The organism is Bacillus sp. FG16, assembly GCF_057809515.1.
The window spans coordinates 1-538 of sequence record NZ_JBMDKC010000309.1 but is presented as its reverse complement, the minus strand read 5'-3'; the positions used below and the strand labels follow the sequence as shown (position 1 = coordinate 538).

Sequence of the window (538 nt, the reverse complement as noted above, 5' to 3'; positions counted from 1 at the left end):
TTCTATGATTATAATAACTAAAATAAGTAAATGAAGCAATGCTTTTTTAGTAAAACCATTAAAGTACATAAAAAAGGATTGCAGAAGAAAGTATTTTATTATATGATGTTAACACAAGTAACTAAGGGGGGATGAAGATGAAAAGATTTGATGGTAAGAAACTTTATTTATTAAGGAAAAATAGAGGGTTTTCACAGAGAGAATTAGGAGAATTATTAGATTGCAGTCATTCTTTAGTTAACTTAATGGAAAATGGTAAGCTGCAACCGACAACAGCGAAGTTATTAGGGATTTCAAGTATCTTTAAGGTTTCTATAGATGAGTTGTTTATCGATTTTTTTTAACTTTATAGTTAACTGAGGTAACTTAAACTGTAGAATCTAGAAATTATTTTTAAAAGGAGCGATACCCATGCATAAAAACCTATACATCGTCAGAAAAGAACAACGCATGACACAAGAAAAAGCGGCGAATTTGATTCACATTGCACCGAGAACATATTTTGCTAAAGAACACGGTAAAAGTGACTTCACCCTAA

The 538-nt window shown here is 30.5% G+C and carries 2 protein-coding genes; both read left to right on the top strand.

The features are described 5' to 3' along the window. The first annotated feature begins 137 nt into the window (after positions 1-137). Entirely contained in the window at positions 138-344 is a 207-nt protein-coding gene (locus tag ACODS7_RS32465; protein WP_199695748.1) for a helix-turn-helix domain-containing protein, read from the top strand. Positions 345-411: 67 nt separating this feature from the next. Next, positions 412-538: helix-turn-helix transcriptional regulator (locus ACODS7_RS32460; RefSeq protein WP_488828672.1), on the top strand; the 127-nt coding region annotated here is incomplete at its 3' end.

Coding starts and splice junctions, on each gene's coding strand:
- ACODS7_RS32465 (WP_199695748.1), top strand. CDS start 138: ATGAAAAGATTTGATGGTAAGAAACTTTATTTATTAAGGAAAAATAGA.